Source organism: Pseudomonas sp. c313, from assembly GCF_055407145.1.
The window spans coordinates 1-2,804 of the sequence record NZ_JBUZRD010000033.1 but is presented as its reverse complement, the minus strand read 5'-3'; the positions used below and the strand labels follow the sequence as shown (position 1 = coordinate 2,804).

Below are 2,804 nucleotides of genomic sequence, written 5' to 3'. Positions count from 1 at the left end.
ACCTGTCACATATACGTTCGATTATGTGACAGTTTGAGTCGGAAAGCTCTGGCCGTCAAAAATTGTCACTTAACCCGTTATTTAATTTAAGACATGCAAAGGATTCATCAAGCTCATAATGTGACAAAAATTCCGGGGAATCCGCTCGTTGGTAAACATGGCATTAAGTCTGCGTCGAAACCTGTGATCCCTACCCACAAGATCCTCTGACTTGCAGTTAATGCTGGTTGGCGACGATGGAATGCAGGTCGGTGTGGATCAATGCAGGTTCATTCGCAGCTAACGCTGGTTTGCCGGGCCGGACAGTCGCAGTTAATCCTGGTCGAAAACGGCGCTGATTGCAGGTCGGAACGTTTTCGTTTGCAGGTCGTTACAGCTACCGCGCAAGCTGCTCATGCACAAGCTCCAAACGAGAGCACGCCAGCGTCGACCGCTGCCTCCTTCGCTTCCCAGTTCTACGGTGTCGATGCTTCTGTAGTAGACGTGACAATCACCAAGCAGGATTTGTACACAGCTACAGCAACTACCAAAGCCCCAGGGCAAGCTGTCTGCTCGCTTGAGCTGGCAGTGGTACCTGACGGAGCGAACACCAACTGGGCGCTCGGCAGTTGGGCCTGTGACAAGCAGCCAGCTTCTTAACCACATACAGCAAGGGCAGGGCCGGGATTGATAGTCGCCGGTCCTTCTCGACGATTGCAGCGAAGGTGTGTTCAAAGATGGAGAAGGCGATGAATAATTATTCCGAATGGGAAACGGCTGTTGTCCAGCAGCTCGCTGAATCAATGGAGATCAGCTATTCAGACGCATCAGGCGTGGTGGAAGCCCAGACCTTTCACATACAGCAATCTTGGGTAAAGGGATTGGACGCAACTGATACTGCCCGCAAGGTGCTCTCAGAAATTAGGTAGTAACAGTGACAAGCTGACCAAGGAAAAAAGCTATGAACCTATCACCTAAACATCTGACCTTTGATGCGATGTATTCGGCTTACACCGCCGTGCTCCATAGCCAACCGGGCAAGGCGCTACGTCTGCCTGACGGCGGGGCCATCTTCCTCGAAGATGGTGAAGTCTATGCCGTGACATTGAACGAAGCTGGTGAAGTAGAAATGGAAACTGCAGGGTGTATTAGTCCTGTCGCATGGGACGATGATCGCGGTTGCTGGGATTGCGACGAAAGTGCTGAAGTTTGCGCTTCGGCGGTTAACTTCCCAGTTTTTGTCAGCCTCCCGGCTTGACTATGAGTTCGTACTCAATACTTAACCTTATACGTAGGTGAATCCTCCGGCCGCTGGCCGCGCCGATCATACAGTCGCGTTGTGCTGATGTTCGCGTGACCCAGCCACATCTGAACCTTCGCGATGTCAGCATCATGGTCCAGGGCGTTTGTCGCGGCCGTAGCGCGCAACCCATGCACGCCCAGGCCGTCGACCTCGATGCCAGCAACACGCGCCCAATACGCCACCACCGTATAAAGCCCATTCGCTGTAACTCCAGCACCGGTGGTTTTGCCCCGGACGGAACGGAATAGCGGTCCCGATGATGTATCTCGGGCACTGTCGAGCTCCAGGTACGCATAGATCCGCTCAGCAGCAACTGGGTGGAGTGGGAGGAAGCGAATTTTCTTCCCCTTCCCATGCACCCGAAGATGCTTTATGCCTCGGCGCTCCACCAGGTCACTCGTTGTCAGTCTTGCCGCCTCTTCCCGTCGAAGCCCGTGGTACAGCAATACAGCCAGGATCGCCCGATCCCTCACTCCCTTCACGGTTTCTGTATCAGGAGCGTCCAGCAACCTTTTAGCCTGGTCGTCACCGAGTGCCGGCGTTTTCCCTTCGTTGGTTTCGATCTTGGGTCGCTTGACCCCATGCACAGGGTTCCCACCGGCAACGGCATTGTTCTCCAGGAGATGATCGAACAGGCTGGCCAGCGCGGCCAGTTTGCGCCGGATCGTGGCCCCGGCCAGGCCCCGAGTTTCCAGCTGGGCACGCCATGCCAGTACATGTGCGCGAGTAACAGCACGGAACTCATCGGCGCCGGTGAGGCCGACAAAGCTGCAGAAGTCTTCCAGGTCATTCTGATAGGCACGTCGGGTACGTGGGTTGTCGATATTGGCAAACCACTCGACTGCAGCTGGCACACTGGCCAACTGCTGGAACTCAGCGGAAGTTAGTCGACGTCCACCGGCGCCGCCCGAACTGACGAGCTCGCTCATAACTTCTGCCTCGCTATGAACCCAGCCTCGATCTCGGGCCAATCCGGCGAGGCCATCATCTCGCGGATCTGCCGCTCGTGTGCCAGCTCGGGCACCAGATGCTGCCAGCGCTGTTTGGCGGCATCAAGCTCAGTGTCAGTGCGCAGTTGATCTTCTATCAGCGCACCGGCTGCCAAGAACCGCTGACGAGCCAGGCTCCAGAATCCGTTAGAGGCGCCGTACTGGTAAAGCGGCACGATGGGCACCTGGTGCTTAAGCCAAAGGCACCAAAGCACCCCCAAGCCAAACCCTTGGCGCTGATGTTGCAGCTCGATGTCAATCTTGTTGATGTACACGCGGTCATCCAGCGGATTGATGCCGTAGCTGACATATCCGACGCGCTGGCCACCGACCTCGATGTCATCCACAAAGTCGGTACCGGGAAAAACAAAGTTGCCGCGATGGGATTCCTGCCGTCGATTCACCAGGTGAACGCGGGAGGCTTGTTCATTCAGAATTTTGGCTTGGCGTCTATGGAAATAGTCGCGGATGGGGTCAAAAAGTGCCATGCGCCCTTCTGCCTCTAAAAGTGGTGATAACCTATTTTATCACCA

4 protein-coding genes are annotated in these 2,804 nt (G+C 55.4%); 2 read left to right on the top strand and 2 right to left on the bottom strand.

What is annotated here, in order from left to right:
* Positions 1 to 728: 728 nt before the first annotated feature.
* Positions 729 to 908: a hypothetical protein gene (locus ACZRKZ_RS27660; protein ID WP_217648984.1), complete on the top strand. Its 180-nt coding sequence runs from the start codon at positions 729 to 731 to the stop codon at positions 906 to 908.
* Between the two features lie 32 nt (positions 909 to 940).
* Complete coding sequence (locus tag ACZRKZ_RS27655) at positions 941 to 1,237, top strand: hypothetical protein (protein ID WP_047741491.1); 297 nt, start codon at positions 941 to 943, stop codon at positions 1,235 to 1,237.
* Positions 1,238 to 1,251: 14 nt separating this feature from the next.
* Here the strand turns inward: ACZRKZ_RS27655 and ACZRKZ_RS27650 are convergent, their stop codons facing one another.
* Together ACZRKZ_RS27650 and ACZRKZ_RS27645 are read right to left on the bottom strand one after the other, a co-directional pair.
* Positions 1,252 to 2,211, bottom strand: a complete 960-nt coding sequence (locus ACZRKZ_RS27650) for a tyrosine-type recombinase/integrase (protein ID WP_047741493.1) — start codon at positions 2,209 to 2,211, stop codon at positions 1,252 to 1,254.
* The gene (locus ACZRKZ_RS27645) at positions 2,208 to 2,759 is read right to left on the bottom strand and encodes a GNAT family N-acetyltransferase (protein WP_071667625.1); all 552 of its coding nucleotides are present in this window, start codon (positions 2,757 to 2,759) and stop codon (positions 2,208 to 2,210) included. Before ACZRKZ_RS27645 ends, ACZRKZ_RS27650 begins: the two co-directional genes overlap by 4 nt.
* Positions 2,760 to 2,804 lie beyond the last annotated feature (45 nt).

Bases quoted from the DNA above. Each gene is read 5' to 3' on its own strand.
- ACZRKZ_RS27645 (WP_071667625.1), bottom strand. From the start codon at position 2,759: ATGGCACTTTTTGACCCCATCCGCGACTATTTCCATAGACGCCAAGCC.
- ACZRKZ_RS27660 (WP_217648984.1), top strand. From the start codon at position 729: ATGAATAATTATTCCGAATGGGAAACGGCTGTTGTCCAGCAGCTCGCT.
- ACZRKZ_RS27650 (WP_047741493.1), bottom strand. From the start codon at position 2,211: ATGAGCGAGCTCGTCAGTTCGGGCGGCGCCGGTGGACGTCGACTAACT.
- ACZRKZ_RS27655 (WP_047741491.1), top strand. From the start codon at position 941: ATGAACCTATCACCTAAACATCTGACCTTTGATGCGATGTATTCGGCT.